The organism is Limisphaera ngatamarikiensis (assembly GCF_011044775.1).
Classification (GTDB): Bacteria; Verrucomicrobiota; Verrucomicrobiia; order Limisphaerales; family Limisphaeraceae; genus Limisphaera; species Limisphaera ngatamarikiensis.
In genome coordinates, this window is record NZ_JAAKYA010000053.1 from 7,149 (window position 1) to 10,832 (window position 3,684).

At 65.7% G+C, this 3,684-nt stretch carries 2 protein-coding genes, 1 tRNA gene and 1 pseudogene; 2 read left to right on the forward strand and 2 right to left on the reverse strand.

All coding sequences use genetic code 11. From position 1 onward, the window contains the following. A pseudogene (locus tag G4L39_RS08005) lies at positions 1-654 on the forward strand (thioredoxin domain-containing protein); the annotation flags it as partial. 35 nt (positions 655-689) lie between these two features. On the opposite strand, the gene recA reads toward G4L39_RS08005, so the two are convergent. Further along, positions 690-1,775, reverse strand: a complete 1,086-nt coding sequence (gene recA, locus G4L39_RS08010) for a recombinase RecA (protein ID WP_165107314.1) — start codon at positions 1,773-1,775, stop codon at positions 690-692. A gap of 152 nt (positions 1,776-1,927) precedes the next feature. Further along, entirely contained in the window at positions 1,928-3,271 is a 1,344-nt protein-coding gene (gene ffh / locus G4L39_RS08015) for a signal recognition particle protein (RefSeq protein WP_165107315.1), read from the reverse strand. Between the two features lie 171 nt (positions 3,272-3,442). Between ffh and G4L39_RS08020 the strand changes: the two genes are divergently transcribed. Continuing rightward, a tRNA-Tyr gene (locus tag G4L39_RS08020) sits at positions 3,443-3,529 on the forward strand. Positions 3,530-3,684: the final 155 nt, after the last annotated feature.

Consider the following 3,684-nt stretch of genomic DNA (forward strand, 5'->3'; position numbering starts at 1 on the left):
GTGCTGGACGGTGTGATGTGGTTGTACGAGGTGACGTTGGATCCGGAGGTTCTGGCGTTTGCGGTGGAGCTGGCGGAGGGGATGCTCCGGGATTTTTACGATGCGGAGGCGGGAGGGTTTTGGCTGACGCCGGCGGACCAGCCGGGACCGCTGGTGCGGTTGAAGCGTGAATCGGACGGGGCGGAACCGGCGGGGAACAGTTTGGCGGTGCAGGGGCTGTTGCGGTTGGCGGAGGTGACGGGTCGGGCGGACTTTCGCGAGGCGGCGGTGCGGACGGTGCAGGCGTTTGCGGGGGAATGGAGCCGGGTTCCGTCGGCGTATTGCGCGATGTTGCGTGCGGCCGGGTTTGCCGTGTGGCCGGTGACGCGGGTGTGGGTGCACGGGCCGCGTGGATTGCCGGAGACGGCCCGGTTGATCGGGGCGGCGCACGAGGTGCAGGATCCCTACCGGGTGGTATTGGGCGATGAGGGGCCGGTGTCGGTGCCGGGTTCGTTGGCGGGGGATGCGGGGCGTGTTTTTGCGGTGGTGTGCCGGCGGGAGACGTGTCTGCCGCCGGTGACGGATGCGGAGGGGCTGCGCCTGCTGTTACGTGGGGACAACCGGGCCACGGGCGTGGGTAGGCCCGGAGGCCGGGGTGGGCCGGTGGACGTGTGAGTGGGGCCCTTGCGGGGCGCGGTGGGGCCGGGATTTCAGGTTCGGCCCAGGGCCAGCTCGTGTTTGGCGAGGATGGCGTTGATGATGCGTTGGGCCAGATCGGGTTTTTCGGCCAGCGCACGTTGGGCGGCATCGCGGCCCTGGCCGATGAGTTCGCCCTCGAACTGGAGCCAGGAACCCTTCTTTTCGATGATGCCGTGTTCGAGGCCGGCGTCGAGGATGCTGCCTTCGCGGTTGATGCCCTGGTTGAAGAGGATGTCGAATTCGGCCTCGGCGAAGGGCGGGGCGAGTTTGTTTTTGACGATCTTGGCGCGGACGCGACTGCCGATGGCGTTGCCGGCGGCGTCCTTGATGGTGTCTTTGCGGCGGATGTCGATGCGGACGCTGGCGTAGAATTTGAGGGCTTTGCCGCCGGGGGTGGTTTCGGGGTTGCCGAAGAGGACGCCGACCTTTTCGCGGATCTGGTTGGTGAAGATGCAGGCGGTTTTGGCCTTGGCGAGGACGGCGGTGAGTTTGCGGAGGGCCTGGCTCATGAGGCGGGCCTGCATGCCCATGGTGGCCATGCCCATTTCGCCCTCGAGTTCGGCCTTGGGGACGAGGGCGGCGACGGAGTCGACCACGATGACGTCGAGGGCGTTGGAGCGGGCGAGGGTTTCGCAGATGGTGAGGGCTTCCTCGCCGCTGTCGGGCTGGGAGACGAGCAGGTCATCGAGGTTGACGCCGAGTTTCTTGGCGTAGGCGGGGTCGAGGGCGTGTTCGGCGTCGATGAAAGCGGCGAGGCCGCCGGCTTTTTGGGCGTTGGCGATGACGTGGAGCATGAGGGTGGTTTTGCCCGAGGATTCGGGTCCGAAGATTTCGACGATGCGGCCCCGGGGGATGCCGCCGACGCCGAGGGCCAGGTCGAGTCCCAGTGCGCCGGTGGGGATGACCTCGATTTTGACGCGGGCCTGTTCGTCGCCCAGGCGCATGATGCTGCCTTCGCCGAAGGTTTTGGTGATGGTGGCGATGGCGGCGTCGAGGTCGCGCTGGCGTGCCGGGTTCGGCCGTGCGGGTTCGCCGGTTGGTTTGGTTTCGGCTGTGGCCTTGTCGGCTGCGGTACGGTCACTGGTTTTGGCTGGCATGGCTTCGATCTAATGAGTTCCGGGCAAAGCCGTCAGGCGGCCCGGCCGGTTCAGGTTTGTTTGGGGGGCAGCGTATCGCGGGGTGGACACGGCGTCAAATCCGCGGGCGGTTGCCGGGGCCGGGTGTATGGGGCCGGGGTGGGCGCCGGGGTTTAGCGTTGCCACGGGCCGGGCATGCGACCGCCCATGCGGGCCATGAGTTTTTGGAAGCGGCCCATTTTTTTCATCATTTCCTGCATTTGGTTGAACTTTTTGAGCAGGTCGTTGACCTCGCGGACGGTGACGCCGCTGCCGCGGGCGATGCGGAAGCGGCGGCTGGCGTTGAGGATGTGGGGTTGGCGGCGTTCCTGGGGGGTCATGGCGCAGAGGATGGCCTCCATGCGGCGGAGTTCTTTTTCCTGTTGGGCCAGGTCGATTTGCTGGAGGGCTTCGTCGCCGCCGGGCAGGAGTTTCATGATGTTTTCCAGCGGGCCGAGTTTTCGCATTTGACGGAGTTGTTGGAGGAAATCCTCGAGGGTGAACTGGCCTTTGCGGAGTTTTTCCTCGAGGCGCCGTGCGTCTTCGAGGCTGACGGCTTCGGCGGCTTTTTCGACGAGGCTGACGATGTCGCCCATACCCAGGATGCGGGAGGCCATGCGCTCCGGGTGGAAGGGTTCGAGGTCGTCGAGTTTTTCGCCGGTGCCGACGAATTTGATGGGTTTTCCGACGACGGCGCGGAAGCTGAGGGCGGCGCCGCCGCGGGCATCGCCGTCGAGCTTGGTGAGGATGGCGCCGGTGATGTGGAGGGCCTGGTCGAAGTGGGTGGCGACGTTGACGGCTTCCTGGCCGGTGGCGGCGTCCAGGACGAGGAGGATTTCGCGGGGGTGGACGAGGTCGCGGAGGCGGACGAGTTCCTGGACGAGCGGTTCGTCGATTTGGAGGCGGCCGGCGGTGTCGAAGATGAGGACGTTCCGGTTGTGGGAGCGGGCGAAGTCGAGGGCGCCGCGTGCGATGGCCAGGACATCCTTTTCGCCGCGGGGGGCGTAGGTGGGGATGCCCAGTTGCCGGCCGAGGGTTTCGAGCTGGTCCATGGCGGCCGGGCGGTAGACGTCGGCAGCGACCAGGAGGGGTTGGCGTCCCTGTTTGTGGAGCAGGCGGGCCAGTTTGCCGCTGGTGGTGGTTTTGCCGGACCCGTGCAGGCCGACCATGAGGATGGAAGCGGGATTACCGCCGAGGTCCAGGTCGGCGTGGATGGTGCCGAGCAGTGCGACCAGCTCATCGTAGATGATTTTGATGACCTGCTGGCCGGGTTGGACACTCTGGATGACCTCCTGACCAAGGGCCTTGGCCTTGACCCGGTCGAGAAAGTCGCGCGCCACCTTGTAGTGGACGTCAGCGTCCAGCAGGGCGATGCGCACTTCGCGGAGGGCATCGGCCATGTTGGCCTCGGTCAGCTTGCCCATGCCGCGCAGGTGGCGAAACGCGTTCTGGAGTTTGCTGGTCAATGATTCGAACATGGCAGCGGGGAGGCTAGCAGGGTGCGGGGGAGGAGGCAAATGGCGCGGCGGCGTAGGGAACCGTTGGTTTTTGGCCGGGCGATCTCGAAGCTGTTGGTGATGAGGCGGTTGGGCCTGTTGCCGACCCGTTGACAAGTTTGCGAGGGCGTGGCTAACTATTGCTGCCCGAGTGGTGGGATACTCAAGTGGTCAACGAGGGCAGACTGTAAATCTGCTGGCGTAATGCCTTCACAGGTTCGAATCCTGTTCCCACCACCAAATTTTTTTGCCTTGATGGGACGTGGGATTTGGGCTTGGGCCGGGCTTGGGTACAGGGCCTGGCGGGTGTGCCGGATTGGGTGCCGGTGATGCGGGTTGGCCGGGTCGACGGTTGGAGTGGTGGTTGGGGTGGGGGGTGTTGTGGTTGGGGCGGG

Coding starts and splice junctions, on each gene's coding strand:
- recA (WP_165107314.1), bottom strand. CDS start 1,775: ATGCCAGCCAAAACCAGTGACCGTACCGCAGCCGACAAGGCCACAGCC.
- ffh (WP_165107315.1), bottom strand. CDS start 3,271: ATGTTCGAATCATTGACCAGCAAACTCCAGAACGCGTTTCGCCACCTG.